This is a genomic window from Streptomyces sp. NPDC091289, from assembly GCF_044757365.1.
GTDB lineage: Bacteria > Actinomycetota > Actinomycetes > Streptomycetales > Streptomycetaceae > Streptomyces.
Genome location: NZ_JBIVUT010000017.1, coordinates 112,088 through 138,789, shown reverse-complemented (window position 1 = coordinate 138,789; position 26,702 = coordinate 112,088). Strand labels below are relative to the sequence as shown.

The window sequence follows — 26,702 nt, the reverse complement described above, 5'->3', positions numbered from 1 at the left end:
GGCTCCTCCCGCCCGCCGCCCGGCGGTCCGGTCAGGCGGCCGCGCAACGCGAGCGGCGGATGTCAGGCCGCCAGCAGCACGCCGCCCATCGGGCCCGCAGGGCCCACCGGGCCCACGGACCGGTGACGGCCGGCCGCCCCGAGCGACCGGGACCCGCTCCGGGACCGCACCGCCGCGAGACTGACCAGCCGCTCCCCGGCCAGCGCCAGGACGTCGGCGAGGCTCAGGCCGAGCGCCTGGGCCGCGGCGGCCAGCACCTCGGAGGAAGCCTCCTTACGGCCGCGCTCCACCTCGGAGAGGTACGCCATGGAGATCCGGGACGCCTCGGACACCTCCTTCAACGTCCGCCCCTGCGCCCGGCGTTCGCGGCGCAGCACCTCCCCGACGAGGTCACGCCAGAGCGGCTCCCGGGGCAGGGCGCCGGTCGGGTTCGAGTTCGGGTTCGGGTTCGGGTTGGTGCTCGTGCTCGGGTACGGGGTCTGCGCCGGCGTCGGGAGCGGGCGCAGGGGGATCACGTCGGCCTGGTTCGTCGCTCGGATGCTCACCGTCCCAGCCTAGGAGCGCGGTGCCGCCCCGGCACGGGTCGGGCGTTGCGCTCCGGGCGGATCTGCTGACGGCGAAGTCGCGTGACAGCCCGCCGGTCCCCGAAGGGCAAGGGCGGACGTCGTGGTCACGCCCGGGCTATCGTCACGCCCGACAGCGGGTTCTCTTCAGGGGGTTCGGGATGACGCGAGAGCACCAGGCACCAGGGCGTGCGGGGCACCACGATCCGCACGCGCTCCGGAAACACCCCTGGTTCGCCGCCAACGAAGCCCTCGCCTTCCTGCTGGAGCTCGCGGCGATCGGCTGCCTGGCCTGGTGGGGCTTCACCGCCCTGGACGGAGTCCTCGTATCGGTCCTGCTCGGCCTCGGGGTGCCTGCGGCGGCCGTGACCCTGTGGGGGCTGTTCGCCGCGCCCCGCGCCCGGTTCGGGCCGCCGCTCGCGGGGGTGCTCGCGGTGAAGGTGCTGGTCCTCGGCGGCGGCGCGGCGGCGGTGTACGGGGTGGGGCACCCGGTCGCGGCCGGGGTGTTCGCCGTCGTGCTGGCCCTGAACACGGGCTGTGCGGAGTACTACCGCCGTCGCCCGCGCGCCTGAACGAGCTGGTCCGGTGCTCACCCGGCGACGCCGCGGGTTCGGCGGCGGTAGTAGGCGATCGCGAGAGCGATGGTGATGGGCCCCCAAGCGGCGAGGGGGGTGCCAACCAGCGTCGCCAGCGCGTTCCAGGCGTCGTTGGAGTACCTGACGGAGTCGATGACGCCGTACAGGGTGAGGTCGCGATCGCCGCCCAGCGGGACGGCGGTGAACAGGAAGGTGAGGATCAGGCCGCCGAGCACGGCGGGGACGACGGCAGCCATCGGCCGGACGCGTCTGCCGCCGATGAGCGGTATCCAGGCGGGTGTTATCTCTCCCCAGCCCCGGACCAGTCCGATGGTCAGGATCGCGATCGCTTCCGTCAACACGCTGAGCCCGAGAACGTACGGGATGCTCAGCCATACGGCCGGCAGGCTGCCCTCCTGAGGCTCCTGCCCCATCGTGTAGTGCAGAGCGAAGGGCAGCCGCCACAGGCACGCCGGCAGCAGTAACAGCGGTAGCACGTAGGCCAGGCGCATCGCCCAGCGGGGAACGGGCCGCTCGGTGTCATCGACGGACGGGGGCCGGTGAAGGATCTTCAGCGTCATGACTCCACCCTCGCGGAGCAGGCACGACGAGTAATCCCCCACGGGAGCCAACCCACTCCCCCGCGCGGGGGAGACCACACCTGGCGGCCTCGCCCGCGCGGGGTAACCGCGCCGGCGGCGACACGACACCGACGCCGACACCTGCACCCGCACCCGCACTGGGCACCGGGCACCGGCGCCTCCCCGCGTGCGGTCAGATCAGACCCTGCGCCAGCATCGCGTCCGCGACCAGTTCGAAGCCCGCGATGTTCGCGCCCACCACGTAGTTGCCGGGGCTTCCGTACCGTTCGGCGGTCGTGTAGCAGGAGTCGTGGATGTGCCGCATGATCTCGGCGAGGCGCTCCTCGGTGTGGGAGAAGGTCCACGAGTCCCGGGACGCGTTCTGCTGCATCTCCAGCGCGCTCGTGGCGACTCCGCCCGCGTTGGCCGCCTTGCCGGGGGCGAAGGCGACGCCCGCCTCCTGAAACACCCGGACCGCCTCCGGGGTGGTGGGCATGTTGGCGCCCTCCGCGACGGCCTTGACCCCGTTGCGTACGAGGTCCAGCGCGTCGGCCTCGTGCAGTTCGTTCTGCGTGGCGCAGGGCAGGGCCACGTCCACGGGGACCGACCACACCCCCGTGCCGGCCACGAACCGGGCGTGCGCGCCGCGCCGCTCGGCGTACTCCGAGACCCGGCCCCGGCCGGCCTCCTTGATCTCCTTGAGGAGGGCGAGGTCGATGCCCTTCTCGTCGACGACATAGCCGCCGGAGTCCGAGCAGGTCACCACGGTCGCGCCGAGCTGCTGGGCCTTCTCGATGGCGTAGATGGCCACGTTGCCGGAGCCGGAGACCGCGACGGTCTGACCCTCCAGCGACTCGCCCCGGCTGCGCAGCATCTCGGCGGTGAACAGGACCGTGCCGTAGCCGGTGGCCTCCGTACGGGCCTGTGCGCCGCCCCAGCCGAGGCCCTTGCCGGTGAGGACGCCGGACTCGTAACGGTTGGTGATCCGCTTGTACTGGCCGAATAGGTAGCCGATCTCGCGGCCGCCGACGCCGATGTCACCGGCCGGGACGTCGGTGTACTCCCCCAGGTGGCGGTGGAGTTCGGTCATGAAGGACTGGCAGAACCGCATGATCTCGGCGTCGGAGCGGCCCTTGGGGTCGAAGTCCGCGCCGCCCTTGCCGCCGCCGATGGGCATGCCGGTGAGGGCGTTCTTGAAGATCTGCTCGAAGCCGAGGAACTTCACGATGCCGAGGTTGACCGAGGGGTGGAAGCGCAGCCCGCCCTTGTAGGGTCCGAGCGAGCTGGAGAACTCCACCCGGAAGCCGCGGTTGACGTGGATGTCGCCGGAGTCGTCCGACCACGGCACCCGGAAGATCAGCTGGCGCTCGGGCTCGCATATCCGCTCGATGATGCGCGCGTCGACGAACTCGGGCCGCTGGGTCAGCACCGGCCCGAGCGTCTCCAGGACCTCGCGGACCGCCTGGTGGAACTCCTGCTCGCCCCGGTTGCGGCGCAGGATCTCGGCGTAGAGCGGCTCGATGACGCGGTCCGCGGCACCGGTCGTGCGGGCGGAGTCGTGCGAGTCGGGGATGACCGGCATCTGATCAAGACCTTCCGTGGTCGGGCTCGTGCGCGTCGGCGCCCCCGTCCCGGAGAGCGCCACCGGTCCGCCTCCCCCGCCGGAGCCCCGCGGACTCCCGCTCGGGAGGACCGCGCGGCCGTCGCCCGGCCGGGCGATGCGCAGGACCGTCGTACGGTCCGATTCTCCCGTGCTACCCGATGATCTTCGAGTGCCATCCACATATTGACCATGATCAGCCGTTTTGATCAGCGTCCGGGCCTCTCACCAGGCCCCTTCACCGCCCCCGGCCCACCGCTCCGGACGGGCCCGTGCGGCCCGGGCCCGCCCCCGGGCCGCCGACCGCCGAGTGGCGAAGGTCACCTTCCGGATCAGCTCTCGTGCGGGTCGCGCAACACCCAGAGTCCGACCCCGCAGGCAAGCGCGGTGACGCCCGCGGCGACGCTCAGGGCGACCTGGAGGCCGCTCTCCTCGACGGCCAGGCTGAGGAAGACGTTGGCGGCGAGTGCGGCGCACAGGACGAGCCAGAGCAGGAATTTCATGACGGCGATGCCTCCGTGGTCGGTGATGCCTCGATTCTGTCGGCCGGGGCGCGCCGCGGGGAGGGAGGGTGCCCCCGTATCGGGGGTGGAGCGGGCTACACCCCGCCGTTCCCGGGCCGACCGGGAACGAGGCATCCGCGCGGCCCAGGACCGGCAACCGTAAGGGTCCCGTGAAAACAACGCCGGGGCGCGGGAGTTACCCGTCAGGAACAGGGACACCTCCCCTGACGATCAGTCATGATGCCCCCATGACGAAGCCGCGGGGGCGTCGGAGAGGGCAGCCTCCTGACGAGTTACGGGCGCTGTACGGAGTGCGCCGGGCCGGGAACGGCCCCGCGCGCTCCCGCTCTGCCCCGACCGTGGCACCGCCCCCGCCGCCGTACGAGCAGGCGCTCCCGAGGGCGGCGTACCCGGCGTACGCCCGCACCTCGGCGTACCCCGCCCCGGCGCCCCGGGGTCAGCCGCGCATCCCCAAGGGCACGGGCGACATGCGGCGCTATCTGGCGGTCGGGCTCGACGCCTATCTGTGCCTGCTGGCCGTCGGACTGCTGGTGCGGTCCTGCCTGAACGCCGGCGGGGCGGGGCGCGCGGTCGCCCTGCTGGTCGTCCAGCTGATCGCGCTGTCGTTCGCGAACCAGGTGCTGCTGACGATGGCCGTCCGGGCGAGCGCCGGAAAGCTGATCATGGGCGTCCGGGTGATCCGGCTGCCCGACGCGGGCCGGCCGGGATTCCGCCGGCTGGTGCTGCGCTGGCTGTACGGGCTCCTCTGGCTGCCGCGCCAGCCCTGGCGCCGGCTCCGGGGCCCATCGGCTCCGCCCCCCGCCGAGCGCCCCCCGGGCCGCCCCGCCGAGGTGCACGAGGACCTCGCGGGGGTGCGCCAGGTGCGGCGCAGCGACCTGCGGTACTACCGGGCGGCGGTGGAGGAGGAGCGTACGGGCTGAGCCTGCTCCGTCGAACCTTCAGGTGAGAAGGCTCCCTTCAGCGCCGGTCGCCTCAACGCCGGTCACCTCAGCGCCAGTCACCGGTGATCCAGGCAGCGAGGCGGGGGCTGGCCGAGGTACCAACCACAGACGAAGACGGCGTACAGGGCGGCGGTGGCGCCCAGGCGGCGCGGAGTTGTCCAGGCTATCCAGTGAGGCACCTGCCGGAGTGTTCCACGAACCGGGTTCCGGGGACGCGGCGTGCCGTCACCACCGCCTTCCCGCTGGATCCGCTTCACGGACGGATCCGGATCGGCAGACTGTCGGAGAGACACCGCGGGGCAGCTCGCGCAGACGGTGCGTCCACTGGGAGACCTCGGCCCGATGGGGTTCCTCGCCAGTCGATAGGGTCATGTTCCATGACTGCTTCGGAGCCCACCATCGTCGCCACGTCGGGTGGACATCGTGCGGGTGGTCGCACGATGGTGATGTTCGATGCGTTGGTGCACCACGCGGTCGACCTGTCAGGAGTGCATGGACGCCGCCCCCGCATCATGTACGTCGGTACGGCCATTGGCGATGCCGAGCACTTCACCGCACGTATGGCAGAGGCCGCCCGGGTCGCCGGGTTCGACCTGACACCGCTTCACCTCTTTCCGATGCCCAACCTCGATGACGTCGAGGGCGCGGTACTTGATCAGGATGTCGTCTGGGTCATGGGTGGCTCGGTGGCAAACCTGTTGGCCGTGTGGCGCGTCCACGGCCTGGACCGTGTCATGCGGCGGGCGTGGGAGGCCGGCGTCGTGCTCAGCGGGGTCAGCGCGGGTTCGATCTGCTGGTTCCAGGGCGGCGCCACCGACTCCTTCGGACCTGCGCTCCAGCCGCTCACGAACGCCCTCGGCTTTCTGCCGTACGGCAATGGCGTGCACTACGACACCGACAAGGGCCGCCGTCCGATGGTCCACCGGCTCGTCACCGAGGGCACCTTGCCTGTGACGCACTGCACCGATGACGGGGTGGGCCTGGTCTACCGCGGCACTGAGCTGGCTGAAGCTGTCACAGAAGTACCCGGGAAGGGCGCCTACGTAGTCGTGCGCGAAGGGGACTCGGCTGTTGAGGAACGCATCGAGCCTCGCCGGTTGCCACCGTTGCGGTTCTGAATGCGTCGGGCGAGGGCGGCGGGGCGGGGCGTACGGGCCGAGCCTGTTCCTAGGCCTCCCGGGCCGCCCGCTCCCGCGCCGCCCGCATCGCCGCCGCGGTGGCCGATGCGTCGTACTCCGGGCCGACGCCCGGGACGATCACCACGTCACCGTCGAGATGCCGGGTGCGCAGCGGCAGGATCTCCTGGTAGGCGGGCGACGCGTACCAGGCGTGGGCCTCCTCGGCCCCGGGAAAGCCGACGATGACCAACTCGACCGGCCAGCCCCCCTCCAGCACGTCCGCCTCGCCGCCGTGCACCAGGAAGCGGCCTCCGTAGGGCTTCATGGTGGCCTGGACCCGCTCGATGTAGCTCAGCACCTCGTCCTCGACGGGGCCGTTGGTGGGGCGCAGGTGGGCGATGGCGTACGCGGTCATGGGTCGGTCCTCCGTGCAGTCGAGGTGGTTCTCGTCGGGTGCTCTCTTCGTGACACCCACGATGCTGCCGGGCGGGGTGGAGGACGTCGATTACCTCCGGGGTCATGTGCCTCCGGAGGTGCGCCCCCAACGCCGAAGGCGGCGGCCCCGGAGTCTTCCGGGGCCGCCGCCTTCGGGCGGGGACGGGGTGGTGCGATAGGGAAACGGGTGGGGCGGGTGGGTCAGGCCTGGGAGCCGGCCGTCCACTCGGCCCAGCTCATGTTCCAGCCGTTGAGGCCGTTGTCCGGGGTGATGGTCTTGTCCGGGGAGTTCTGGACGATGACCACGTCGCCGACGATCGAGTTGTCGTAGAACCAGGCGCCCGGCGCGTTGGGGTCGTTCGCGCCCTTCACGTCGGCGAGGCCCACGCAGCCGTGGCTGGTGTTGGCGTTGCCGAAGATGCCCTTGCCCCAGTAGTTGCCGTGGATGAAGGTGCCCGACGTGGACAGGCGCATGGCGTGCGGCACGTCCTTGATGTCGTACTCGCCCTTGCCGTCGTCATCGGTGAAGCCGACGGTGGCGCCGTTCATCCGGGTCTCCTTGTGCTTCTCGGAGATCACCATCTGACCGTTGTACGTGGGGTTGTCGGGGGAGCCCGCGGAGATCGGGATCGTCTTGATGGTCTTGCCGTCGCGGGTGACCGTCATCGTCTTGGTCTTCGCGTCGACGGTGGAGACCTGGTTGCGGCCGACCTTGAAGGTCACGGTCTTCTGCTGGACGCCGAAGACGCCGTCCGCGCCCTCGACGCCGTCGAGCGCCAGCTTCAGGGTGACGGTGGAGCCGCCCTGCCAGTAGTCCTGCGGGCGCAGGTCCAAGCGCTGGGCGTTGAACCAGTGGCCGACGACCTCCTGGCCGCTGCTGGAGGTCACGGTGATGCCGTCCTGGACGGCCTTCTTGTCCGTGATCGCCTTGTTGAAGTTGATCGAGACGGGCATCCCGACGCCGACCGTGGAGCCGTCCTCGGGGGTGAAGTTCCCGATGAAGCTGTTGTCGGGCGAGACGGTGGTGAAGGAGCTGTTCTCGTGGGCCTTGCGGCCCTTCGAGTCCTCCGCCGTGGCGTCGATCTTGTACGTGGTGGACCGCTCCAGCTGGCCCGCGGGCTTCCAGCTGGACCCGTCGGCCGCCAGGGTGCCCTCGACCGGGGTGCCGTCCGCCGTGGTCATGACGACCTCGGTCAGCTTGCCCTTGGCGACGGTGACCTGGGCCGCGTTGTTGATGCTGGCGTTGGTCGCGCCGTTCTTCGGCTTGATCGCTATCTGCGCCTCGGAGGCGTCCTCGGCTGCCGCCTTGTCCACCTCCTGCTGCGACGACTCCGAACTCCCGGCGCTCGTCTTTCCGCCCTTGTCGCCGTCGTCGGTACAGGCCGAAAGCACCAGCACGCCGCCGAGCAGTGCGGACACGGCCATGAGGCCCTTGCGCCGCTTGCTGTCCGTCATCACACGCTTCTCCATCGTTGCCGATTCCCCAAAATCCCCGGACGGGGACCGCCAGGCGGCTATTCCCCGTCAATGTTCCAAGAACACCCGGAAAGGGTGCTCCGTTCCGCATCCACGACAGATGTGGGGAACACCACTCATCGACGCGCATCCGGCAGCGGTGGTTCCCGTGGCCGGGCCCCGGTTTCCGTCGCCGCACGGCGCGGCCCCGGTCCGCACGTGAGCGGGGCCGGGGCCGGTGTTCTCACACGTCACACCCGCTGCGCGGGGTCACCGTCCTCGCCGTCGTTCTTCCCATTGTGCGCGACCGTGTCGCCGTACCCCTCCTCGTCGCCCCCGTCCCGTGGCAGGAAGAGGTCCTCGTCGCCGTCGTCCGCGTCGTCCCAGCCCTCCGCGTCGGGGTCGTACTCGATGCTCTCGCTGCTCCAGGAGGCCTGGGCCAGCTCGACCCCGGGCACCTCGCTGACCAGGTCGAAGGGGTCGACCAGCGAGGCGAGCGCCTCTGCACCGTCTGCCCGGACCGTGGCCTCGGCATGCATCCGCTCCTCGGCGGTGTCGGTTCCGGCGACCGCCGCGACGGGCTCCCCGTACTCGGCGGCGATGGATTCGAGGGCGGTGCCGGTCAGGGCGTCGAGGTCGGTGACCTCCAGCACCATCTCCACGCGAAGTCGAACAAACCTGGATGTCTCTTCTGTGCTCATAGGCCGGAGCGTAAGGCTCGGCGGGGCCACGACTTTCCACCGACCCGCTGCTTTGCTTAGCATCGGCCCACGGGGCTAACTCATGGTTGTCGCAAGGGGATCGAATCTGTGTCCGTCGCTCGTCGCACACTGCTGACCGCCACCGCCTCAGGCACGCTGCTGGCCGCTCTCTGGTTCGTCCCGTCGGCCAATGCGACCGGGGAGACCGGCGAGCCCACGGAGATCGGGGAGAACCGCCCGCAGTCCGCTCCGGCTGCTCCCGCAGACGGCCGGACGACCGGTGGGCAGGCCGCCGGCGCCCCTGACGACGCCTCCGGCGCGCGGCTCGCCGACACCGGGACCGGCCCGGACACCACCCCGTATCTCGTCGGCGGCACCGCCCTGTTGGGCCTCGGCACGGCCTTCGTCACCTACTCCGTGCGCCGCTCCGTGACGGGGACGCGCCCGGCGCTCTGATCCTCGTACGCACGAGGATCCCGTACGCACGAGGAGCTCGTACGCGCGAGGATCCCGTACCTACGAGGATCCCGTACCTACGAGAGGGCTGCCGCGCCCGTCCGGAGCGGCAGCCCTTCGTCGTGGGTACGGCGGTGGCCTCAGGCCAGCGGTCCCGTGACCGGTTCCACGGCCGCGACCAGGCGCCCTTCCCGTACGAACGTATCGGCGGCGGCCAGGTCCGGCGCGAGGAAGCGGTCCGGGCCCGGGCCCTCCGCTCCGGCGGCCCGCAGCGCGTCCACGGCGGCCTGCGAGGCGGGGGCGGGGGTCAGGCCCTCGGCGGCGCGGATCTCCACCGCCCGGGTGGCCGCGTACAGCTCGACGGCGACGATGCGGGCCAGGTTGTCCACGGCGGTACGGAGCTTGCGTGCGGCGGACCAGCCCATGGAGACGTGGTCCTCCTGCATCGCGGAGGACGGGATGGAGTCGGCGGAGGCCGGGACCGCGAGCCGCTTCATCTCGCTGACCAGGGCGGCCTGCGTGTACTGGGCGATCATCAGGCCCGAGTCGACCCCGGCGTCGTCCGCGAGGAACGGCGGCAGGCCGTGCGAGCGGTTCTTGTCGAGCAGCCGGTCGGTGCGGCGTTCGCAGATCGAGCCGAGGTCGGCGGCGACGATCGCGAGGAAGTCCAGGACGTACGCGACGGGCGCGCCGTGGAAGTTGCCGTTGGACTCGACCCGGCCGTCGGGGAGCACCACCGGGTTGTCGACCGAGGAGGCCAGTTCGCGGCCCGCGACGACGGCCGCGTAGTCGAGGGTGTCGCGGCCGGCGCCGTTGACCTGGGGGGCGCAGCGTACGGAGTAGGCGTCCTGGACCCGGGGCGCGTCGCCTGTGACGTCGGCGTGCCGCCCCGTCTGTCCCGAACCGGCCAGCACCCGCAGCATGTTGTCCGCGCTGACGCCCTGGCCGGGGTGCGGGCGGATGGCGTGCAGTTCGGGGGCGAGGACCTTGTCCGTGCCGAGCAGCGCCTCCAGGGAGAGGGCGGCGGTGATGTCGGCCGAGGTGTAGAGGTTCTTCAGGTCGGCGAGGGCCATGACGAGCATGCCGAGCATGCCGTCGGTGCCGTTGAGGAGGGCCAGGCCCTCCTTCTCGCGCAGCTCCACCGGGGCGATGCCGTGCGCGGCGAGCAGCTCGCCCGCCGGGCGGACCGTGCCGTCGGGGCCCTCCGCGTCGCCCTCGCCCATCAGGGTGAGCGCGCAGTGCGAGAGCGGGGCGAGGTCGCCGGAGCAGCCGAGCGAGCCGTATTCGTGGACGACGGGCGTGATGCCCGCGTTCAGCACGTCGGCCATGGTCTGGGCCACCTCGGGGCGTACGCCGGTGTGGCCGGAGGCGACCGTCTTGAGCCGGAGGAACATCAGCGCGCGGACGACCTCGCGTTCGACGCGGGGGCCCATGCCGGCCGCGTGCGAGCGGACGATGTTGCGCTGGAGCTGCGCCCGCAGCTCGGGGCTGATGTGGCGGCTGGCGAGCGCGCCGAAGCCGGTGGAGACGCCGTAGACCGGCTCGGGCTTGGCGGCGAGCGCGTCCACGATGAGACGGGCGGCGGTCAGGGCTTCCACGGCGGCGGCGGAGAGCTCGACCCGGGCGCCGTGGCGGGCCACGGCGACGACGTCCTCGGCGGTGGTTCCGGACGTCCCCACCACAACAGTGTGCATATCCATATTCAGCAGCGTACGGATTGAAAGCCTTCATGTCACTAGTGGTTCGGTACGGAGCCCCTTACGGCACCGGCCGGGTACGGGGGCGGCTTGCCAGCCGCGCGCGCTGCCGGAATCCTGCATCCATGCGCCGACTCCTGCTGCTCACCCCGTTGTTGCTGGTCACCGTCTCCGGCTGTGGCGTACTCCAGTCCTCCGAGGGCGAGGCGACGGACGCGGCACGGGATGTGGCCAGGAGCGCGGGCGAGCGGCTCCACGACCAGCGTCCGCGGACGGCGGAGGAGGTCGGGTACACCGCCTCCCACATCGACGGGGTGGAGGTGCTGCGGGTGAAGGGCGGCTCGACCCACGACGGGGACGGCATCGAGGTGACCGTCCGTACGTCCGGCTCGGCGTACAACCAGCTGTTCGATCCCGAGCCGGTCACCTTGCTGCGCTGTTTCGCGATACGGGTGTCGCCGAAGGCGAAGTGGCGCGCGGACCCCCGTGACGTGGACTGCCCGGACGGCCCCCGGCTGACCTTCGCCCCGCCGCCCGAACCGCCCCGGCTGCCGTCCGAGGAACTCCACGCCAAGCTGCCCCGAGTGCCGGAGGGCGGCCGGGTGGACGAGGCCGAGGTGCGCCGGGCGGTCGCCGCGCTGGATCTGGACGCGGCGATACGTACCGAGGTGAAGGCGGGCGGCGGGCGGGTCGGCGTCCTGCTGTCGCTGGAAGGCGACGGCTACGGCCCGCAGGACTGCCTCCTCGGCCGTGTGAGCCCCGGCACCACCGAGGTGTGGGTGCCGTCCCGGATCCAGCGGATGCGCGGAGAGGGCGGCTGCACCATCGAGAACGCCCTGCAACGGATGCCGCCACCGCACTGAGACCCGGTGCCGCCGACGCGCCGGGCCCGAGGCCGCCACCACTCACAGGCGGTTCACGGCCTGTTGCCGCGCAGCCTGCGCCGGTCGTGCGCGGACTTCGGCGGGGAGTCCGCGAGCCGGATGACCTCGCCGTCCCGTCCGGCCACCACAGGCCCCAGCGAGCGGGCCGCCTTGGCGCGGTACTGGGCGGCGTCCGCGAGCCGGAACAGCCGGCGGGCCGAGCGCACCGGGCCGATCGGGTCGCCGGTCGACGCGACCCCGCAGGCGACCCCGTTGCCCAGCTCGATCACCGCCGCCCGGTCGCAGAGCTCGGTGGCGACGCCCACCACCGCGTCGGCCGGCGGGCCCGCCGCGAGCAGGCAGAACTCGTCGCCGCCCAGCCGGGCCGCCAGTGCCTCAGGGAGCATCGCCCCGCACAGCGACAGCACCGAGCCGAAACGTTCCAGCAGACGGTCGCCGACGGCGTGGCCATGGGTGTCGTTCACCGCCTTGAGGCCGTTCAGGTCGCAGACGACGAGGCTCACGACGGTGTCGTCGGTACGGTGCCGCTCGACGGCCTCGTCGAGCCGGATGTCGACCGCGCGGCGGTTGGCCAGACCGGTCAGCGGGTCGGTGAAGGCCAGCTTGCGGACCTCCTCCAGGCGCTCGGTCTGGGCGATCCCGGAGGCCACGACGGCGGCGAGCACGGTCGCGAAGTCCGCGTCGGCCCGGTCGAAGACGGGCTGCCCGGCCGGCCGCGCCACATACAGCTCGCCCCACGCCCGGCCGTGCAGCACGATCGGCGCGACCACGCAGCAGCCCCGGCCGCGCCGCCGGAGCGCGGCGACCCGCTGGTGGCAGTACGGGCGGGCGCCGCGGGCCGGGCCGCCCGCGCCGGGCAGCCCGTCGGCGGTCTCCACCCAGGCGTCGGGCTCGCCACCGCCGGCCCACCGCTCGTGCAGGAACTCGGTGATCTCCGGGAACTCATGGACCGGGTAGGCCTCCTCCTCGGGGAACTCCTCCTCCCCCTCGGCCCGTTGCCCCGCGTTCACCAGCACCCGCAGCCTGCCCCGGTCCCGCTCCCACACGGAGAGCGCGGCGAAACTGCCGCTCAGCGCCTCGCAGGCGCCCAGCGCCGCCGCCCGCCACGATTCACGCGGCGTGTAGGCCGCGGCCATGGTCTGCGCCAGCGAAACCACGGCCCTCAGCCGCGCATCGTCACCACCCATTTCTCCAGTTTATGTAGATTTGTCCCCTTTTGATCAGCTTGATCAGCTCGATGCGTAACTAATTTCAACTATTTCTTCGCGCCGCGCTCACCCTGCGTGATGGACGCGCGTCGTCACTCGCCGGGCCAGTCGGGGCGCCGCTTCTCGTTGAACGCGGCCACCCCCTCCGCCCGGTCCCCGGAGAAGGCCACCGACCGCCAGGCCGCGTCCTCGACCTCCAGGCCCGCCCGCAGGTCGAGCCCGTGGCCCAGCCGGAGCGCCTTCTTGGCGGCGCGCAGCCCGACCGGCGAGTTGGCGGCGATCCGGCCGCCCAGCGCGAGGGCCTCCTCGCGGTCCTGGCCCGCCTCGACCAGCTCGTCCACCAGGCCCAGTTCGCGCGCCTCGGCGGCCTCGACCCGGCGGGCGCTGAACACCAGCTCGGCGGCGCGCGCCGCGCCCACCCGGCGCGGCAGCAGCTGCGTACCGCCGCCGCCGGGGATGACGCCCACGGACACCTCGGGCAGTCCGACCAGGGCGGTGGTGTCGGCGACGATCACATCGCAGGCGAGGGCGAGTTCGAAGCCGCCGCCGAGGGCGAAGCCGTGCACGGCGGCGATCACCGGCATCGGCAGCTCCAGGACCCCGGTGTAGGCGGCGCGGGCGGTGGGCCGCTGGCGTACGAGGTCGGCGTCGGTGAAGGAGTTGCGCTCCTTGAGGTCCGCGCCCACGCAGAAGGCCCGGTCGTGGCTGGAGGTGAGGACGGTGACCCGGACGTCCCGGTCGGCGCCGAGCGCCTCGCAGGCGGCGGCGAGGGAGCGGGCCATGTCGGTGGAGACGGCGTTCATGGCCTTGGGCCGGTCGAGGACCAGCTCGGCGACGTGGTCCTGCCCCTCGTGCCGCCGTACGACGACGAACTCCCCGTACCGCTGCTCGGACGTGACGGTCATGACTGCACCCCTGTCGGTCGACGGCGCCCGCTCGACGACGCCTGTTAACGAGCGTTACCGACAGGGATCCTAGACAGGGCGACCGCCGGACCGACAGGGCGAGCGGGGAGCGAAGCCGTCACCGCTCAGGAACCGGTCTTCCCGCGCCGGGCCAGCAGCCACGGCTCGACGACACCCAGTCCGCGCACCGGGCGCTGCCACATCGGCTGGAGACCGAAGCGGTACGTGGGCAGCGGCGGCTCGTCGTCCGGCTCGCGGCCCTCCTTCTCGGCGAGCCTGGCCCGTTCGGCGGCGGCCGCGACGGCCTCGGCGGCCTGCGCCTCGGACTCCGGGGCGTCGCCGTGCCGGACCAGCTCCTTGGCGAACGCCCCGTCGACCAGGACGGCGTCCTTCGGAGCTATCGAGGTGAGCCGGCTGGCGAGGTTCACCGTGGTGCCGAAGACATCGCCCATCCGAGTGGTGACCGTGCCGAAGGCGATGCCGACGCGCAGGGCGGGCATCGTCTCGTCCTGGGACATCGCCTCGATGAGCCGGAGCGCTATCTCGGCGGCCGTGCCCGCGTCGTCGGCGGCGAAGAGGACCTCGTCGCCGAGGGTCTTGATGAGCCGGCCGCCGTGCGCGGCGACCAGGTCGGCGGCGGTCGTCTCGAAGGACTCGACCAGCTCGCCGAGCTCCTCCTCCTCCAGCCGCCGGGTCAGCCGGGTGAAGCCGACCAGGTCGGCGAAGCCGACGGCGAGCCGCCGGTCGACCATCTCCTCGTCGTCCGCGGCCTGCACGACCCGCCCGGTGGCGGCGGCCAACTGGCGCCGCCACACGTAGACGAGGAACTCCTGGAGCTCCGGGAGCAACAGCTCGACCAGCGGATACGTGACCTCGGTGCGGGTCATGCCGGGCTCGGGGGGCTCGGTCAGGCCCTCCAGGAACGAGTCGATCTGCCATTCGGCCAGCCGGGCGGTGGTCTGCCCGGTGGAGCGGGCGACCTGGATCGCCATCGGCTCGCTGAGCAGCCCCGCCTCGACGAGACCGGCGAGCCGCCGCAGGGCGAGCACGTCGGCCTCGGTGAGCGCCTTGGCCTGGCCGATGTCGGCGAAGCCCATGGCCCGCCAGAACCGGGAGGCCAGATCCATGGAGACCCCGGCGGTGCGGGCCGCCTGGAAGGGCGTGTAGCGCCGGTCGGCCCCCAGGATCAGCGCTTCGAGGCGGATGGCGAGGGGGTCGTCGGTCGGTTCCACCGTGTGGTCGACCTCGTGGTGGGGTGTGGCGTGGACCGAGGAGTCCGACCCGGGCTCCTCACCCGCGCCGGACGTCGTGTCGCCGACGGTCACCAGCCGCCTCCTGCCCGTTCCCTGCGCACTGCCCTGCCGATCTGTCGCTGGATCGCCTCAACGATACGGCAGGTGTGCCCCAGCTCACGTCCTTGGTTGTCCGTCATCGGTGGGTCGCGCGTGACATCTCAGGCATACGCGGTATCCACCCGTACGCCCATCGGGGGCAACCCCCCTCTCAGGTCAGGCCGCCCGCCGCGCCCCGCAGGTGGACGATGTCGCCGGCCGACACCGGCTGCTGGAGCCCGTCCTCGGTGGAGAGGACCAGGCGCCCGTCCCCGTCGATCGCGACGGCCTCGCCGACCAGGGACGTACCCCCCGGGAGCTCGGCCCGCACGGTCCGGTCCAGCGTCGCGCAGCCCGCCGCGTAGGCGGCCTGGAGCCCGCTCGCGGCCGCGTCGCCGCCGGCCGCCTTCCACCGGCCGTACCAGTCCTCCAGCGAGCGCAGGACGGCGCGCAGCAGGGTCTCCCGGTCGGTGGAGACCGCTCCGGCGAGGGTCAGCGATCCGGCGGTGGGGGCGGGCAGCTCGTCGGCGCGCAGGGAGACGTTGACGCCCAGGCCGACGACGATGCCGTCGCCGGCGAACTCGCCGAGGATGCCGCCCGTCTTGCGCTCCTGTCCCTCCACGGAGACCAGCAGGTCGTTGGGCCACTTCAGCGACATGTCGACACCCGCCGACTTCGCCAGTCCGGTCGCGGCGGCCACCCCGGCCAGCAGCGGCACCCACCCCCATCGCTCCACGGGGATGTCGCCGGGCTCCAGGTAGACGGAGAAGAAGAGCCCGGAGCGGGGCGGTGCGGTCCAGGTCCGCTCCAGCCGTCCGCGCCCGGCCGTCTGCTCCTCGGCGACCAGCACCGTGCCCTCGCCCGCCGCGCCGGTACGGGCCTGTCCGGCGAGGTCGGTGTTGGTGGATCCGGTGGACTCCACGACCTCCAGGGACGTCCACAGCGCGTCCGGTCGCAGCAGCCCGCGGCGCAGCGCGGTCACGTTGAGGGGCGGCCGGTCGAGGTCCGACCAGCGGTTGTGTGGCGCATCCGGTGGTGTCATGCAACCCAGCCTAGGTGTGGCAAAGGACGCACTGCCTTTCCGGAGGCGCGCCGATACCCTACGAGTCAGTAGCCAGAGCCGGACAGACGGCTGGCCGTCCCCCCGTGACCGGTGCCAGACGTCGTCCCCGTGACCAGGCAGGGAGCCGCCCCCCGATGTCCGAGCCGCTAAGCGACATCCACACCACCGCGGGCAAGCTCGCGGACCTGACGCGCCGCATCGACGAGGCGACGCACGCCGGGTCGGCCCGCGCGGTCGAGAAGCAGCACGCCAAGGGCAAGCTGACGGCCCGTGAGCGGGTCGAGCTGCTGCTGGACGAGGGCTCCTTCGTGGAGCTCGACGAGTTCGCCCGGCACCGGTCCACCAACTTCGGCATCGAGAAGAACCGTCCGTACGGGGACGGCGTCGTCACCGGTTACGGCACGGTCGACGGCCGCCCCGTCTGCGTGTACTCGCAGGACTTCACCATCTTCGGCGGTTCGCTCGGCGAGGTCTACGGCGAAAAGATCGTCAAGGTCATGGACTTCGCGCTGAAGACCGGCTGTCCGGTCATCGGCATCAACGACGGCGGCGGCGCGCGGATCCAGGAAGGCGTGGCGGCCCTCGGGCTGTTCGCCGAGATCTTCCGCCGCAATGTGCACGCCTCCGGGGTGATCCCGCAGATCTCGCTGATCGTCGGCCCGTGCGCGGGCGGCGCGGTCTACTCCCCCGCGATCACCGACTTCACGGTGATGGTCGACCAGACCTCGCACATGTTCATCACCGGTCCCGACGTCATCAAGACGGTCACCGGCGAGGACGTCGGCTTCGAGGAGCTGGGCGGCGCCCGTACGCACAACACCACCTCCGGGGTGGCGCACCACATGGCGGGCGACGAGAAGGACGCCATCGAGTACGTCAAGTCGCTGCTGTCGTACCTGCCTTCGAACAACCTCTCGGAGGCCCCGGCCTTCCCGGAGGAGGCGGATCTCGCCACCACCGACGAGGACCGCGAGCTGGACACGCTCATCCCGGACTCGGCGAACCAGCCGTACGACATGCACACCGCGATCGAGCACGTCCTGGACGACGGTGAGTTCCTGGAGACCCAGGCCCTGTTCGCACCGAACATCATCACCGGCTTCGGCCGGGTCGAGGGCCACCCCGTCGGCATCGTCGCCAACCAGCCGATGCAGTTCGCCGGCTGCCTGGACATCAACGCCAGCGAGAAGGCGGCCCGCTTCGTCCGCACCTGCGACGCGTTCAACGTCCCCGTCATCACCTTCGTGGACGTGCCGGGCTTCCTGCCGGGCGTGGACCAGGAGTACGGCGGCATCATCCGGCGCGGCGCGAAGCTGATCTACGCCTACGCGGAGGCGACGGTCCCGCTGATCACCGTCATCACCCGCAAGGCGTTCGGCGGCGCGTACGACGTGATGGGCTCCAAGCACCTGGGCGCCGACCTGAACCTGGCCTGGCCGACCGCGCAGATCGCGGTCATGGGGGCGCAGGGCGCGGTGAACATCCTGCACCGCCGCACCATCGCCGCCGCCGAGGACCCGGACGCGACCCGTGCCGAGCTGATGACGGCGTACGAGGACGCGCTGCTGAACCCGTACGTGGCGGCCGAGCGCGGCTACGTCGACGCGGTGATCATGCCGTCCGACACCCGGGCCCACATCGTCAAGGGGCTGCGTCAGCTGCGGACGAAGCGGGAATCACTGCCTCCGAAGAAGCACGGCAACATCCCGCTGTAGCAGCAGCCCTACGTTCGCCCGCTCGCAGAAAGGTCTGCCCATGATCAAGGTCGTACGGGGCAACCCCACCCCGGAGGAGCTGGCCGCCGCACTGGCGGTGGTCCGGGCGCGCGCCGCGGCGGCGTCCGCCGTGACGTCCGGCGCGCCACTGCCGCCCGAGCAGTGGTCCGACCCGGGGCGCATCGCCCGCACCGGCCGCCCGCAGCCGGGCCCCCGGGCCTGGGCCCGGACGTACTGGCCGGCCTAGCGGGTCTCCGAGGCCGCCCCCGGTTCGCCGGGGGCGGCTTTGAGTACCCGTACTCAGGCGTAGGGACGGGCGGCGCAGCAGGATCGGAAGCATGCTGTGGTCCGACCCCGAGAACAAGCCGCCGAAGGAACTGCGCGACGCCCAGGCGATGATGCGCAGAGCGGGCGTCCTGCTGGCGCTGGCGATGCTGGTGGCGATGTTCGTGCTCGGCATCCACTGAACCGTCGGACCCGTGGCCGTTCTCCCCCGTGGCCCTTCTACGATGGCGCGCATGACTGATCAGCGCCGTCTCGTGCTCGCCTCCGCCTCCCCCGCCCGTCTCGGTCTGCTGCGCCAGGCCGGGTTCGCCCCCGAGGTGATCGTCAGCGGTGTGGACGAGGACGCCCTGAGCGCACCGACCCCCGCCGAGCTGGCGCTCGTCCTGGCCCGGGCCAAGGCCGCGGCGGTCGCGGAGCGCCCCGAGGCGGCGGGCGCCCTGGTCATCGGCTGCGACTCGGTGCTGGAGCTGGACGGCGAGGCGCTCGGCAAGCCCGCCGACGCCGAGGAGGCCACCGCCCGCTGGAAGGCGATGCGCGGCCGGGCGGGAGTGTTGCGGACCGGGCACAGCGTGATCGACACCGCCTCCGGCCGTACGGCGTCGGCGACGGCGTCCACGGTCGTACGGTTCGGCGAGCCGAGCGACGCCGAGGTCGCCGCCTATGTGGCCTCGGGCGAACCGCTCCACGTCGCGGGAGCCTTCACCCTGGACGGCCGCTCGGCGCCGTTCGTCGACTCCATCGAGGGCGACCACGGCAATGTCATCGGGCTCTCGCTGCCGCTGCTGCGCCGGCTGCTGGGCGAGCTGGACGTCTCCGTCACGGAGCTGTGGGTCTGAGACCGACGTCGCCGGACGGCGGCTCGGGGCCGGGACCGGAGTCGCCGGGCGGCGGCTCAGGCCGGTGCCGGGGCCGTCTTCTCGCTCGCCGTGTCGTCGGTGCCGCCGGCCCGGGGCTCGGGCCCGTACGCCAGCAGGGTGAGCACCAGCAGGGCCAGCACGGCCATCATGAACGCGAAGGCCCACCACCCCACCAGGCCGACCGTGACCGCGCCGAGGACGCCGTGCACGACCGCGCAGCCGATCAGGACGATCCGTCCGGCGCGTCCCGGAGCGCGGTCACGTATCCCGGCGATCAGCGCCAGCAGCCCGCACAGGAGCAGCAGCAGCCCGGAGACACCGCCCATCACCCAGGTTCCGGTGGACATGGCGTCCGGGTCCAGGCCGGCGAGCGACATGTTCTGGTTCTCGGCGACCGTGGCCAGGACGGCGTTGATGAGCACGATGCCCACGGCCTCCCCGAACAGCACGAGCGCGGTCACGATCGCCACCGGTCTGCGCATCAGCGTCCCACCCCTGCCCCTGTTACCTCTGGTACGTGCGTAGCGCGGACCCTACTCATGGGTATTCCTTCGGACAAGGGGTCGGACGGGTCCGGGCGCCGGGCAAAGAAACCATCGGCCGTTCGTAGAGACCCCACAAAGAAACGCCATGAGGCGTTGACCTTAAGGACAGAGACCTGCACCACACCGGGTGGTTACTGTGCGGTTGAGGATCGCGGCGTACCGTGGTGCCACAAGGGATTTCACTACTGGGGCAAGCCTCGGATCACACTCCGTGTGGGCAAGCTCACCATTGGGGACGGGTCGTACGGCCGTGTCGGTAGTCCCTAAACTCAGCTTGTTTCGAGGAGGGAGTCATCGTGCGCAAGGTGCTCATCGCCAACCGTGGCGAAATCGCAGTCCGCGTTGCTCGGGCGTGCCGGGACGCGGGGATCGCGAGCGTCGCGGTCTACGCCGAGCCGGACCGGGACGCTCTGCATGTCCGGGCCGCCGACGAGGCGTTCGCTCTGGGCGGTGACACCCCGGCCGCCAGCTATCTGGACATGGCCAAGGTGCTGCAGGCCGCCGCTGACTCGGGGGCGGACGCGATCCACCCCGGTTACGGATTCCTGTCGGAGAACGCGGAGTTCGCCCAGGCCGTCCTGGACGCCGGGCTGACCTGGATCGGCCCCCCGCCGCAGGCCATCCGCGACCTCGGCGACAAGGTCGCCGCCCGGCACATCGCCCAGCGCGCGGGCGCCCCGCTGGTGGCCGGCACCCCGGACCCGGTCTCCGGGTCCGCCGAGGTCGTCGCCTTCGCCGAGCAGAATGGCCTGCCCATCGCGATCAAGGCCGCCTTCGGCGGCGGCGGCCGCGGTCTGAAGGTGGCCCGCACGCTGGAGGAGATCCCGGAGCTGTACGACTCCGCGGTCCGCGAGGCCGTCGCCGCGTTCGGCCGGGGCGAGTGCTTCGTCGAGCGCTATCTGGACAAGCCGCGGCACGTGGAGACCCAGTGCCTGGCCGACTCCCACGGCAATGTGGTCGTCGTCTCCACCCGCGACTGCTCGCTGCAGCGCCGCCACCAGAAGCTCGTGGAGGAGGCCCCGGCCCCCTTCCTGACCCAGGCGCAGAACGACGAGCTGTACGCCGCCTCGAAGGCGATCCTGAAGGAAGCCGGCTACGTCGGCGCCGGGACCGTGGAGTTCCTCGTCGGGGTGGACGGCACGATCTCGTTCCTGGAGGTCAACACCCGCCTCCAGGTCGAGCACCCCGTCACCGAAGAGGTCACCGGCATCGACCTCGTACGCGAGATGTTCCGCATCGCCGACGGCGAGGAGCTCGGTTACGGAGACCCGGCCGTGCGCGGCCACTCCTTCGAGTTCCGCATCAACGGCGAGGACCCGGGGCGCGGCTTCCTCCCCGCCCCCGGCACCGTGACGACGTTCGCCCCGCCGACCGGCCCGGGCGTCCGTCTGGACGCCGGCGTCGAGTCCGGCTCGGTCATCGGCCCGGCGTGGGACTCGCTCCTCGCCAAGCTGATCGTGACCGGCGCGACGCGTGAGCAGGCGCTCCAGCGCGCCGCCCGTGCGCTGGCGGAGTTCCAGGTCGAGGGCATGGCCACCGCCATCCCCTTCCACCGGGCCGTCGTCGCGGACCCCGCGTTCACCGCGGACCCGTTCACCGTCCACACCCGGTGGATCGAGACCGAGTTCGTCAACGAGATCAAGCCCTTCGCCGCACCCGCCGACGCGGACGCGGAGGACGAGGCCGGACGGGAGACCGTCGTCGTCGAGGTCGGCGGCAAGCGCCTCGAGGTCTCGCTGCCGTCCTCGCTCGGCATGTCGCTGGCCCGCACCGGTCTCGCCGCCGGCGCGAAGCCCAAGCGCCGCGCCGCGAAGAAGGCCGGCTCGGCCGCATCCGGCGACACCCTCGCCTCGCCCATGCAGGGCACCATCGTCAAGATCGCGGTGGAGGAGGGCCAGGAGGTCAAGGAGGGCGACCTCGTCGTCGTCCTGGAGGCCATGAAGATGGAGCAGCCGCTCAACGCGCACCGCTCCGGCACCGTCAAGGGCCTCACCGCCGAGGTCGGCGCCTCCGTCTCCTCCGGCGCCCTGATCTGCGAGATCAAGGACTGACCGCTCGGCATTCCGGGAAGGGGCCCGGCCCGCGTCGTGAGACGCGGGCCGGGCCCCTTCCTCACCAGTGGCATCCTGGAACCCACGTAGGTCCCGAGGACCGAGGGAGGGGCGGAAGCCATGGCAGGGGCGATCCCGATGGAGACGAGTACGGCGCAGCCGCCGGCCCGGCCGATGCGCGCGGACGCGCGCCGGAACCACGACCGGCTGGTGGGCGAGGCGCGCAGGTCCTTCGCCGAGCACGGCACGGACGCCTCGCTGGAGGACATCGCCCGGCGGGCGGGCGTGGGCATCGGCACCCTCTACCGGCACTTCCCGAACCGGGACGCCCTGATGAACGCGGTCTTCCAGGACGCCCTGTACTCGCTCCTGGACCGCTCCCGGGAGCTGGCGGCGGCGGAAGCGCCGTGCCGGGCGCTGGTGGACTGGCTGGGCGCGATCGTCACTCATGCGGGTGAGTACCGCGGGCTGGCGCACGCCCTGATGTCCGCCTCGCGCGACGAGACGTCGGCGCTCGTGCAGTGCCATCTGCCGCTCCGGGAGGCGGGCGCGGGGCTGTTGCGCCGGGCCCAGGAGAGCGGGTCGGTGCGGGGTGACGTCTCGATCGACGATCTGCTGCAGCTGACGAACGCGATCGCGTTGGCGGCGGAGCAGTCGCCGGATGATCCGGAGTTGGCGGAGCGGTTGCTGCGGCTGACGCTGCGCGGCCTGAAGTAGGGGGCCCTGCGGCCGGGCTCGGCGGCCGCTGCGCGGGGCCTCTCCCCACCCCGCCCCTTCCCGTAACCGGGGCTCCGCCCCGGAGCCCGCTCCTCAAACGCCGGAGGGGCTGAAAAGGCGAACGCCGGAGCCTCTGTTGCGGCTGACTCCACGCGGGCTCACGTAACGGGCCTCGGCGGCGGCGCATCCAGCCCCTCCGGCGTTTGAGGAGCGGGGGTTCGGGGGCAGGGCCCCCGACGTGGGCCTACCGGCGTCGCAGGTCCGCCACGCGTGCCCGCTCGCCCGGGACGTCCGCCAGGGCGGAGGCGCTGCGGAGCTGCGGGCCGAGGCCGCCGTTCTGCGTGCGCCGCTGGCCGGGCAGGGGCATGTCGCGACGGGGCCGGCTCCCCGGTGGGGGGCCGTCACCGCCGGACGCGTCCGCCCCCGGACCGGCCACCGTGATCTCCACGCCCTGGTCCGCCAGGGACTGGAGCTCGGCGGCGGCCCGCTCGTCATGGAGTGGCGGCTCGTCCGTCACCAGGCGGGTGATCAGCTCGGTGGGCACCGTCTGGAACATGGTGTCCGAACCGAGCTTGGTGTGGTCCGCCAGGACGACCACCTCCGCGGCGGCCTGGACGAGAGCCCGGTCGACGCTGGCCGAGAGCATGTTGGAGGTGGACAGGCCACGCTCCGCCGTGAGGCCGCTCCCGGAGAGGAAGGCCCGGGAGACCCGCAGCCCCTGGAGGGACTGCTCGGCCCCGCTGCCCACCAGCGCGTAATTGCTCCCGCGCAGGGTGCCGCCGGTCATGACGACTTCGACGCGGTTGGCATGGGCCAACGCCTGGGCCACCAGCAGGGAGTTGGTGACGACGGTCAGACCGGGGACCCGCGCGAGCCGACGGGCCAGCTCCTGCGTGGTCGTGCCGGCGCCGACCACGATGGCCTCGCCCTCGCCGACGAGACCCGCGGCCAGGTCGGCGATTGCTGTCTTCTCCGCGGTGGAGAGATGGGATTTCTGCGGAAAGCCGGACTCCCGCGTAAAACCGCCCGGCAAGACCGCACCGCCGTGCCGGCGGTCGAGGAGTCCTTCTGCCTCCAGTGCCCGCACGTCCCGCCGTACGGTCACTTCGGAGGTCTGGACGACGCGGGCGAGCTCACGGAGCGATACCGCCCCGTTGGCACGCACCATTTCGAGGATCAACTGACGACGTTCTGCAGCGAACACGAAACTGACAGTAACCTGACCGTCGGTGAGTTTTCAGCAGTTTGCGCCGAATAACAGAAGTTGTACTTCAAAGGGGCCTCCAAGTGGTATAGGAGGCCCCTTTGTTGTTCGGGGGTGATCGTCAGGCGGTCACAGCACCGCCCGGACTGCCGGGGGTTGCCGGGGAATGTCGGGTTTCCCGGCCCCTCAGCCCTCGCCCGTGAGCTTGCGGGTGTGCAGCTGCCGGGCCACCTCGGCGATCGATCCGGACAGGGACGGGTACACGGTGAATGCGTTTGCGATCTGTTCCACCGTCAGGTTGTTGTCGACCGCGAGCGAGATGGGGTGGATCAGCTCGCTGGCGCGCGGCGCGACCACACAGCCGCCGACCACGATCCCCGTACCGGGACGGCAGAAGATCTTGACGAAGCCGTCGCGGATGCCCTGCATCTTGGCGCGCGGGTTGCGCAGCAGCGGGAGCTTCACCACCCGGGCCTCGATCTTGCCCGCGTCGACCTCGGCCTGGCTGTAGCCGACGGTGGCGATCTCCGGGTCGGTGAAGACGTTGGCGGAGACGGCCTTGAGGTTCAGCGGGGCGACCGCGTCGCCGAGGAAGTGGTACATCGCGATCCGGCCCTGCATCGCGGCGACCGAGGCCAGCGCGAAGATGCCGGTGACGTCGCCGGCCGCGTAGACGCCGGGGGCGCTGGTGCGCGAGACCCGGTCGGTGAGGACGTGCCCGGAGTCCTTGAGCCGTACGCCGGCCTCCTCCAGGCCCATGCCCGCGGTGTTCGGGATCGCGCCGACCGCCATCAGACAGTGCGAGCCGGTGATGACCCGGCCGTCGGCCAGCGTCACCTCGACCCGGTCGCCGACGCGCTTGGCGGACTGGGCGCGGGAGCGGGCCATGACGTTCATGCCGCGGCGGCGGAAGACGTCCTCCAGGACGGCGGCGGCGTCCGGGTCCTCGCCGGGCAGCACCCGGTCGCGGGAGGAGACGAGGGTGACGCGGGAGCCGAGCGCCTGGTAGGCCCCGGCGAACTCGGCGCCGGTGACACCGGATCCGACGACGATGAGCTCCTCGGGGAGCTCGTCGAGGTCGTAGACCTGGGTCCAGTTCAGAATGCGCTCGCCGTCGGGCTGCGCGTCCGGGATCTCCCGGGGGTGGCCGCCGGTCGCTATCAGCACGGCGTCGGCGGTGAGCCGCTCCTCGGTGCCGTCGGCGGCGGTGACGACGACCTGGCGGGAGCCGTCGGCGGCCTGGAGCCCGTCGAGCCGGCCCCGGCCGCGCATCACGCGGGCGCCGGCCCGGGTGACGGAGGCGGTGATGTCGTGGGACTGGGCGAGCGCGAGGCGCTTGACCCGGCGGTTGACCTTGCCGAGGTCCACGCCGACGACCCTCGCGGCCTGCTCCGCGTGCGGCGTGTCGTCGGCGACGATGATGCCGAGCTCCTCGTAGGAGGAGTCGAAGGTGGTCATCACCTCGGCCGTGGCGATCAGGGTCTTCGAAGGCACGCAGTCGGTGAGGACCGAAGCTCCGCCGAGGCCGTCGCAGTCGACGACGGTCACCTCCGCGCCGAGCTGGGCGCCCACCAGGGCTGCCTCGTAGCCGCCGGGGCCGCCGCCGATGATCACGATCCGGGTCACGAAAAGTCCGCCTCGCGTTGTGTAACCCGCGGCCGTCTGCCGCCCCGGCCGGGGGTCCGGGGGATCGCCCCGGGGGAATGCAGTACGTACTCCATTGTCCCGCACGCGCCAAAGTGCTTCGCCCCGGGGCCCTCCATACGGGAAAGAGGGCGTCCGCCGTACGGGGACGAGCGCCCCGCACACCGAGGTACGCGCCGCTCCGCACTCCCCCGACCGGGGCCTTCGTCACAGGAACCGCCGCTCCCGCGCCCACCTCCCGTACCCTCGGTCCCATGTCGCTCTACGCCGCGTACGCCGGCAACCTCGACGCGCGGCTGATGACCCGCCGCGCCCCGCATTCCCCGATGCGCAGCACCGGCTGGCTCAACGGCTGGCGGCTGACCTTCGGCGGGGAGCAGATGGGCTGGGAGGGGGCGCTGGCCACCGTGGTGGAGGCGCCGCGCTCCCAGGTCTTCGTCGCGCTGTACGACCTGGCGCCGATGGACGAGGACTCCATGGACCGCTGGGAGGGCGTCGGTCTCGACATATACCGGCGGATGCGGGTGCGGGTGCACACCCTGGACGGCGAGGAGCCGGCCTGGATGTACGTGCTGAACGGATACGAGGGCGGGCTGCCCTCGGCGCGCTATCTGGGCGAGATCGCGGATGCCGCGGAATCCGCCGGCGCACCTCACGACTATGTGATGGAACTGCGCAAGCGCCCCTGCTGACCGGGCTCCGGCCGAGGGCGTGACCGGCCCGGCCGCGTCCTCTTCGTGCGAAAACACAAAGACCTCCGGCGCGTCTTTGCGCCAGTGCATCTACGCGCGTAGGGATTCAGCGGTTACGCTCGTCCGCGTGAACGCATCTGTTATTCCGGACAACATCCAGGGCGACCCGCAGGCAGCCGCTGCCGGGGCCGCCGCCCGCCTGCGCGAGCTGACCGGCGCCGAGACCCATGACGTCGCCCTGGTCATGGGCTCCGGCTGGGCGCCCGCGGGCGAGGCACTCGGCGTCCCGGAGGCCGAGTTCCCCGTGACCGAGCTGCCCGGCTTCCCGGCGCCCGCCGTCGAGGGCCACGGCGGCACGGTCCGCTCGTACAAGATCGGCGAGAAGCGCGCACTGGTCTTCCTCGGCCGCACGCACTACTACGAGGGCCGGGGCGTCGCCGCCGTCGCCCACGGGGTCCGTACGGCGGTGGCCGCGGGCTGCAAGACCGTCGTCCTGACGAACGGCTGCGGCGGTCTGCGCGAGGGCATGCGCCCGGGACAGCCGGTCCTGATCAGCGACCACATCAACCTGACGGCCGCCTCCCCGATCATCGGCGCCAACTTCGTCGACCTGACCGACCTGTACTCCCCGCGGCTGCGCGCGCTGTGCAAGGAGATCGACGACTCCCTCGAAGAGGGCGTGTACGTCCAGTTCCCCGGCCCGCACTACGAGACCCCGGCCGAGATCAACATGGTCCGGGTGCTCGGCGGCGACCTGGTGGGCATGTCCACGGTCCTGGAGGCCATCGCGGCCCGGGAGGCGGGCGCCGAGGTGCTCGGCCTCTCCCTCGTCACCAACCTGGCGGCGGGCCTGTCCGGGGAGCCCCTCAACCACGAGGAGGTCCTCCAGGCCGGCCGCGACTCGGCGACCCGGATGGGCGCACTGCTGGCAAGGGTGCTGGAACGCATCTAGGGC

General features: G+C 72.0%; 28 protein-coding genes. 13 read left to right on the top strand and 15 right to left on the bottom strand.

The annotated features are described in order from the left end of the window. Positions 1-62 precede the first annotated feature (62 nt). Positions 63-545 (bottom strand): helix-turn-helix domain-containing protein, encoded by a 483-nt coding sequence (locus tag ACIQPT_RS23435; RefSeq protein WP_401158076.1) that lies wholly within the window; start codon positions 543-545, stop codon positions 63-65. Between the two features lie 179 nt (positions 546-724). On the opposite strand from ACIQPT_RS23435, the gene ACIQPT_RS23430 reads away from it, so the two are divergent. Further along, on the top strand, positions 725-1,135 hold the full coding sequence (locus ACIQPT_RS23430) for a YrdB family protein (RefSeq protein WP_401158074.1): 411 nt from the start codon (positions 725-727) through the stop codon (positions 1,133-1,135). Between the two features lie 17 nt (positions 1,136-1,152). On the opposite strand, the gene ACIQPT_RS23425 is transcribed toward ACIQPT_RS23430, so the two are convergent. The 3 genes from ACIQPT_RS23425 to ACIQPT_RS23415 form a co-directional block, all read right to left on the bottom strand. Beyond that, positions 1,153-1,719: a hypothetical protein gene (locus ACIQPT_RS23425; RefSeq protein WP_401158072.1), complete on the bottom strand. Its 567-nt coding sequence runs from the start codon at positions 1,717-1,719 to the stop codon at positions 1,153-1,155. Between the two features lie 193 nt (positions 1,720-1,912). Next, a complete protein-coding gene (gdhA, locus tag ACIQPT_RS23420) occupies positions 1,913-3,301 on the bottom strand; it encodes an NADP-specific glutamate dehydrogenase (protein WP_401158070.1) in 1,389 nt (462 codons plus the stop codon). A gap of 350 nt (positions 3,302-3,651) precedes the next feature. After that, positions 3,652-3,822, bottom strand: coding sequence for a hypothetical protein (locus ACIQPT_RS23415; RefSeq protein ID WP_401158068.1), 171 nt, complete (start codon positions 3,820-3,822; stop codon positions 3,652-3,654). A 488-nt stretch (positions 3,823-4,310) separates the two neighbouring features. Between ACIQPT_RS23415 and ACIQPT_RS23410 the strand changes: the two genes are divergently transcribed. Further along, positions 4,311-4,763 carry an RDD family protein gene (locus ACIQPT_RS23410; protein WP_401158224.1) on the top strand — a complete coding sequence of 151 codons (453 nt, stop codon included), beginning with the start codon at positions 4,311-4,313 and terminating at the stop codon, positions 4,761-4,763. A gap of 398 nt (positions 4,764-5,161) precedes the next feature. Next, complete coding sequence (locus ACIQPT_RS23405; RefSeq protein ID WP_401158065.1) at positions 5,162-5,902, top strand: Type 1 glutamine amidotransferase-like domain-containing protein; 741 nt, start codon at positions 5,162-5,164, stop codon at positions 5,900-5,902. A 49-nt stretch (positions 5,903-5,951) separates the two neighbouring features. Here ACIQPT_RS23405 and ACIQPT_RS23400 read toward each other — a convergent pair whose 3' ends face one another. The 3 genes from ACIQPT_RS23400 to ACIQPT_RS23390 all read right to left on the bottom strand — a co-directional run bounded on the left by ACIQPT_RS23400 (position 5,952) and on the right by ACIQPT_RS23390 (position 8,448). Then, the gene (locus ACIQPT_RS23400) at positions 5,952-6,317 is read right to left on the bottom strand and encodes a DUF1330 domain-containing protein (RefSeq protein ID WP_401158063.1); all 366 of its coding nucleotides are present in this window, start codon (positions 6,315-6,317) and stop codon (positions 5,952-5,954) included. A gap of 221 nt (positions 6,318-6,538) precedes the next feature. Beyond that, positions 6,539-7,807 carry an Ig-like domain-containing protein gene (locus ACIQPT_RS23395; protein WP_401158061.1) on the bottom strand — a complete coding sequence of 423 codons (1,269 nt, stop codon included), beginning with the start codon at positions 7,805-7,807 and terminating at the stop codon, positions 6,539-6,541. A 236-nt stretch (positions 7,808-8,043) separates the two neighbouring features. After that, entirely contained in the window at positions 8,044-8,448 is a 405-nt protein-coding gene (locus ACIQPT_RS23390; RefSeq protein WP_401158223.1) for a hypothetical protein, read from the bottom strand. A gap of 153 nt (positions 8,449-8,601) precedes the next feature. Here ACIQPT_RS23390 and ACIQPT_RS23385 point away from each other — a divergent pair, with 153 nt between their 5' ends. Next, positions 8,602-8,949: a hypothetical protein gene (locus tag ACIQPT_RS23385; protein ID WP_401158060.1), complete on the top strand. Its 348-nt coding sequence runs from the start codon at positions 8,602-8,604 to the stop codon at positions 8,947-8,949. A 140-nt stretch (positions 8,950-9,089) separates the two neighbouring features. Here the strand turns inward: ACIQPT_RS23385 and hutH are convergent, their stop codons facing one another. After that, on the bottom strand, positions 9,090-10,649 hold the full coding sequence (hutH, locus tag ACIQPT_RS23380) for a histidine ammonia-lyase (protein ID WP_401158058.1): 1,560 nt from the start codon (positions 10,647-10,649) through the stop codon (positions 9,090-9,092). Between the two features lie 122 nt (positions 10,650-10,771). Between hutH and ACIQPT_RS23375 the strand changes: the two genes are divergently transcribed. Further along, complete coding sequence (locus ACIQPT_RS23375; RefSeq protein ID WP_401158056.1) at positions 10,772-11,509, top strand: translation initiation factor IF-2; 738 nt, start codon at positions 10,772-10,774, stop codon at positions 11,507-11,509. Positions 11,510-11,562: 53 nt separating this feature from the next. Here the strand turns inward: ACIQPT_RS23375 and ACIQPT_RS23370 are convergent, their stop codons facing one another. The 4 genes from ACIQPT_RS23370 to ACIQPT_RS23355 form a co-directional block, all read right to left on the bottom strand. Next, complete coding sequence (locus ACIQPT_RS23370; protein WP_401158054.1) at positions 11,563-12,717, bottom strand: diguanylate cyclase domain-containing protein; 1,155 nt, start codon at positions 12,715-12,717, stop codon at positions 11,563-11,565. Positions 12,718-12,830: 113 nt separating this feature from the next. Beyond that, complete coding sequence (locus ACIQPT_RS23365) at positions 12,831-13,643, bottom strand: enoyl-CoA hydratase/isomerase family protein (RefSeq protein ID WP_401158052.1); 813 nt, start codon at positions 13,641-13,643, stop codon at positions 12,831-12,833. 125 nt (positions 13,644-13,768) lie between these two features. Beyond that, on the bottom strand, positions 13,769-14,968 hold the full coding sequence (locus tag ACIQPT_RS23360; RefSeq protein ID WP_164616882.1) for an adenylate/guanylate cyclase domain-containing protein: 1,200 nt from the start codon (positions 14,966-14,968) through the stop codon (positions 13,769-13,771). Between the two features lie 178 nt (positions 14,969-15,146). Then, on the bottom strand, positions 15,147-16,016 hold the full coding sequence (locus tag ACIQPT_RS23355; RefSeq protein ID WP_401158050.1) for a biotin--[acetyl-CoA-carboxylase] ligase: 870 nt from the start codon (positions 16,014-16,016) through the stop codon (positions 15,147-15,149). A 155-nt stretch (positions 16,017-16,171) separates the two neighbouring features. Between ACIQPT_RS23355 and ACIQPT_RS23350 the strand changes: the two genes are divergently transcribed. The 4 genes from ACIQPT_RS23350 to ACIQPT_RS23335 all read left to right on the top strand — a co-directional run bounded on the left by ACIQPT_RS23350 (position 16,172) and on the right by ACIQPT_RS23335 (position 18,873). Next, complete coding sequence (locus tag ACIQPT_RS23350) at positions 16,172-17,752, top strand: acyl-CoA carboxylase subunit beta (protein ID WP_401158048.1); 1,581 nt, start codon at positions 16,172-16,174, stop codon at positions 17,750-17,752. Between the two features lie 40 nt (positions 17,753-17,792). Beyond that, positions 17,793-17,999: an acyl-CoA carboxylase epsilon subunit gene (locus tag ACIQPT_RS23345; protein WP_401158046.1), complete on the top strand. Its 207-nt coding sequence runs from the start codon at positions 17,793-17,795 to the stop codon at positions 17,997-17,999. A 91-nt stretch (positions 18,000-18,090) separates the two neighbouring features. Beyond that, the gene (gene mmpB / locus ACIQPT_RS23340) at positions 18,091-18,219 is read left to right on the top strand and encodes a morphogenic membrane protein MmpB (protein WP_010058523.1); all 129 of its coding nucleotides are present in this window, start codon (positions 18,091-18,093) and stop codon (positions 18,217-18,219) included. 42 nt (positions 18,220-18,261) lie between these two features. Then, positions 18,262-18,873 carry a nucleoside triphosphate pyrophosphatase gene (locus ACIQPT_RS23335; RefSeq protein ID WP_401158044.1) on the top strand — a complete coding sequence of 204 codons (612 nt, stop codon included), beginning with the start codon at positions 18,262-18,264 and terminating at the stop codon, positions 18,871-18,873. Positions 18,874-18,929: 56 nt separating this feature from the next. On the opposite strand, the gene ACIQPT_RS23330 is transcribed toward ACIQPT_RS23335, so the two are convergent. After that, on the bottom strand, positions 18,930-19,376 hold the full coding sequence (locus ACIQPT_RS23330; RefSeq protein WP_401158042.1) for a hypothetical protein: 447 nt from the start codon (positions 19,374-19,376) through the stop codon (positions 18,930-18,932). A gap of 359 nt (positions 19,377-19,735) precedes the next feature. Here ACIQPT_RS23330 and ACIQPT_RS23325 point away from each other — a divergent pair, with 359 nt between their 5' ends. Together ACIQPT_RS23325 and ACIQPT_RS23320 are read left to right on the top strand one after the other, a co-directional pair. Further along, positions 19,736-21,490 carry an acetyl/propionyl/methylcrotonyl-CoA carboxylase subunit alpha gene (locus tag ACIQPT_RS23325; RefSeq protein WP_401158041.1) on the top strand — a complete coding sequence of 585 codons (1,755 nt, stop codon included), beginning with the start codon at positions 19,736-19,738 and terminating at the stop codon, positions 21,488-21,490. Between the two features lie 120 nt (positions 21,491-21,610). Next, positions 21,611-22,207, top strand: a complete 597-nt coding sequence (locus tag ACIQPT_RS23320; RefSeq protein WP_401158039.1) for a TetR/AcrR family transcriptional regulator — start codon at positions 21,611-21,613, stop codon at positions 22,205-22,207. A 244-nt stretch (positions 22,208-22,451) separates the two neighbouring features. On the opposite strand, the gene ACIQPT_RS23315 is transcribed toward ACIQPT_RS23320, so the two are convergent. After that, positions 22,452-23,411, bottom strand: a complete 960-nt coding sequence (locus ACIQPT_RS23315; RefSeq protein WP_401158037.1) for a DeoR/GlpR family DNA-binding transcription regulator — start codon at positions 23,409-23,411, stop codon at positions 22,452-22,454. A gap of 186 nt (positions 23,412-23,597) precedes the next feature. Further along, positions 23,598-25,037: an NAD(P)H-quinone dehydrogenase gene (locus ACIQPT_RS23310; RefSeq protein WP_401158035.1), complete on the bottom strand. Its 1,440-nt coding sequence runs from the start codon at positions 25,035-25,037 to the stop codon at positions 23,598-23,600. 272 nt (positions 25,038-25,309) lie between these two features. On the opposite strand from ACIQPT_RS23310, the gene ACIQPT_RS23305 reads away from it, so the two are divergent. Then, entirely contained in the window at positions 25,310-25,747 is a 438-nt protein-coding gene (locus tag ACIQPT_RS23305; RefSeq protein WP_007458837.1) for a gamma-glutamylcyclotransferase, read from the top strand. A gap of 127 nt (positions 25,748-25,874) precedes the next feature. Then, the gene (locus tag ACIQPT_RS23300; protein ID WP_401158033.1) at positions 25,875-26,699 is read left to right on the top strand and encodes a purine-nucleoside phosphorylase; all 825 of its coding nucleotides are present in this window, start codon (positions 25,875-25,877) and stop codon (positions 26,697-26,699) included. Positions 26,700-26,702 lie beyond the last annotated feature (3 nt).

What these genes read in the sequence shown, in the direction of transcription:
- mmpB (WP_010058523.1), top strand. Translation starts at nt 18,091, where the DNA reads ATGCTGTGGTCCGACCCCGAGAACAAGCCGCCGAAGGAACTGCGCGAC.
- ACIQPT_RS23405 (WP_401158065.1), top strand. Translation starts at nt 5,162, where the DNA reads ATGACTGCTTCGGAGCCCACCATCGTCGCCACGTCGGGTGGACATCGT.
- ACIQPT_RS23345 (WP_401158046.1), top strand. Translation starts at nt 17,793, where the DNA reads ATGATCAAGGTCGTACGGGGCAACCCCACCCCGGAGGAGCTGGCCGCC.
- ACIQPT_RS23395 (WP_401158061.1), bottom strand. Translation starts at nt 7,807, where the DNA reads ATGGAGAAGCGTGTGATGACGGACAGCAAGCGGCGCAAGGGCCTCATG.
- hutH (WP_401158058.1), bottom strand. Translation starts at nt 10,649, where the DNA reads ATGGATATGCACACTGTTGTGGTGGGGACGTCCGGAACCACCGCCGAG.
- ACIQPT_RS23355 (WP_401158050.1), bottom strand. Translation starts at nt 16,016, where the DNA reads ATGACACCACCGGATGCGCCACACAACCGCTGGTCGGACCTCGACCGG.
- ACIQPT_RS23425 (WP_401158072.1), bottom strand. Translation starts at nt 1,719, where the DNA reads ATGACGCTGAAGATCCTTCACCGGCCCCCGTCCGTCGATGACACCGAG.
- ACIQPT_RS23415 (WP_401158068.1), bottom strand. Translation starts at nt 3,822, where the DNA reads ATGAAATTCCTGCTCTGGCTCGTCCTGTGCGCCGCACTCGCCGCCAAC.
- ACIQPT_RS23390 (WP_401158223.1), bottom strand. Translation starts at nt 8,448, where the DNA reads ATGGTGCTGGAGGTCACCGACCTCGACGCCCTGACCGGCACCGCCCTC.
- ACIQPT_RS23370 (WP_401158054.1), bottom strand. Translation starts at nt 12,717, where the DNA reads ATGGGTGGTGACGATGCGCGGCTGAGGGCCGTGGTTTCGCTGGCGCAG.
- gdhA (WP_401158070.1), bottom strand. Translation starts at nt 3,301, where the DNA reads ATGCCGGTCATCCCCGACTCGCACGACTCCGCCCGCACGACCGGTGCC.
- ACIQPT_RS23335 (WP_401158044.1), top strand. Translation starts at nt 18,262, where the DNA reads ATGGCGCGCATGACTGATCAGCGCCGTCTCGTGCTCGCCTCCGCCTCC.
- ACIQPT_RS23375 (WP_401158056.1), top strand. Translation starts at nt 10,772, where the DNA reads ATGCGCCGACTCCTGCTGCTCACCCCGTTGTTGCTGGTCACCGTCTCC.
- ACIQPT_RS23320 (WP_401158039.1), top strand. Translation starts at nt 21,611, where the DNA reads ATGGCAGGGGCGATCCCGATGGAGACGAGTACGGCGCAGCCGCCGGCC.
- ACIQPT_RS23430 (WP_401158074.1), top strand. Translation starts at nt 725, where the DNA reads ATGACGCGAGAGCACCAGGCACCAGGGCGTGCGGGGCACCACGATCCG.
- ACIQPT_RS23330 (WP_401158042.1), bottom strand. Translation starts at nt 19,376, where the DNA reads ATGCGCAGACCGGTGGCGATCGTGACCGCGCTCGTGCTGTTCGGGGAG.
- ACIQPT_RS23410 (WP_401158224.1), top strand. Translation starts at nt 4,311, where the DNA reads ATGCGGCGCTATCTGGCGGTCGGGCTCGACGCCTATCTGTGCCTGCTG.
- ACIQPT_RS23305 (WP_007458837.1), top strand. Translation starts at nt 25,310, where the DNA reads ATGTCGCTCTACGCCGCGTACGCCGGCAACCTCGACGCGCGGCTGATG.
- ACIQPT_RS23365 (WP_401158052.1), bottom strand. Translation starts at nt 13,643, where the DNA reads ATGACCGTCACGTCCGAGCAGCGGTACGGGGAGTTCGTCGTCGTACGG.
- ACIQPT_RS23350 (WP_401158048.1), top strand. Translation starts at nt 16,172, where the DNA reads ATGTCCGAGCCGCTAAGCGACATCCACACCACCGCGGGCAAGCTCGCG.
- ACIQPT_RS23400 (WP_401158063.1), bottom strand. Translation starts at nt 6,317, where the DNA reads ATGACCGCGTACGCCATCGCCCACCTGCGCCCCACCAACGGCCCCGTC.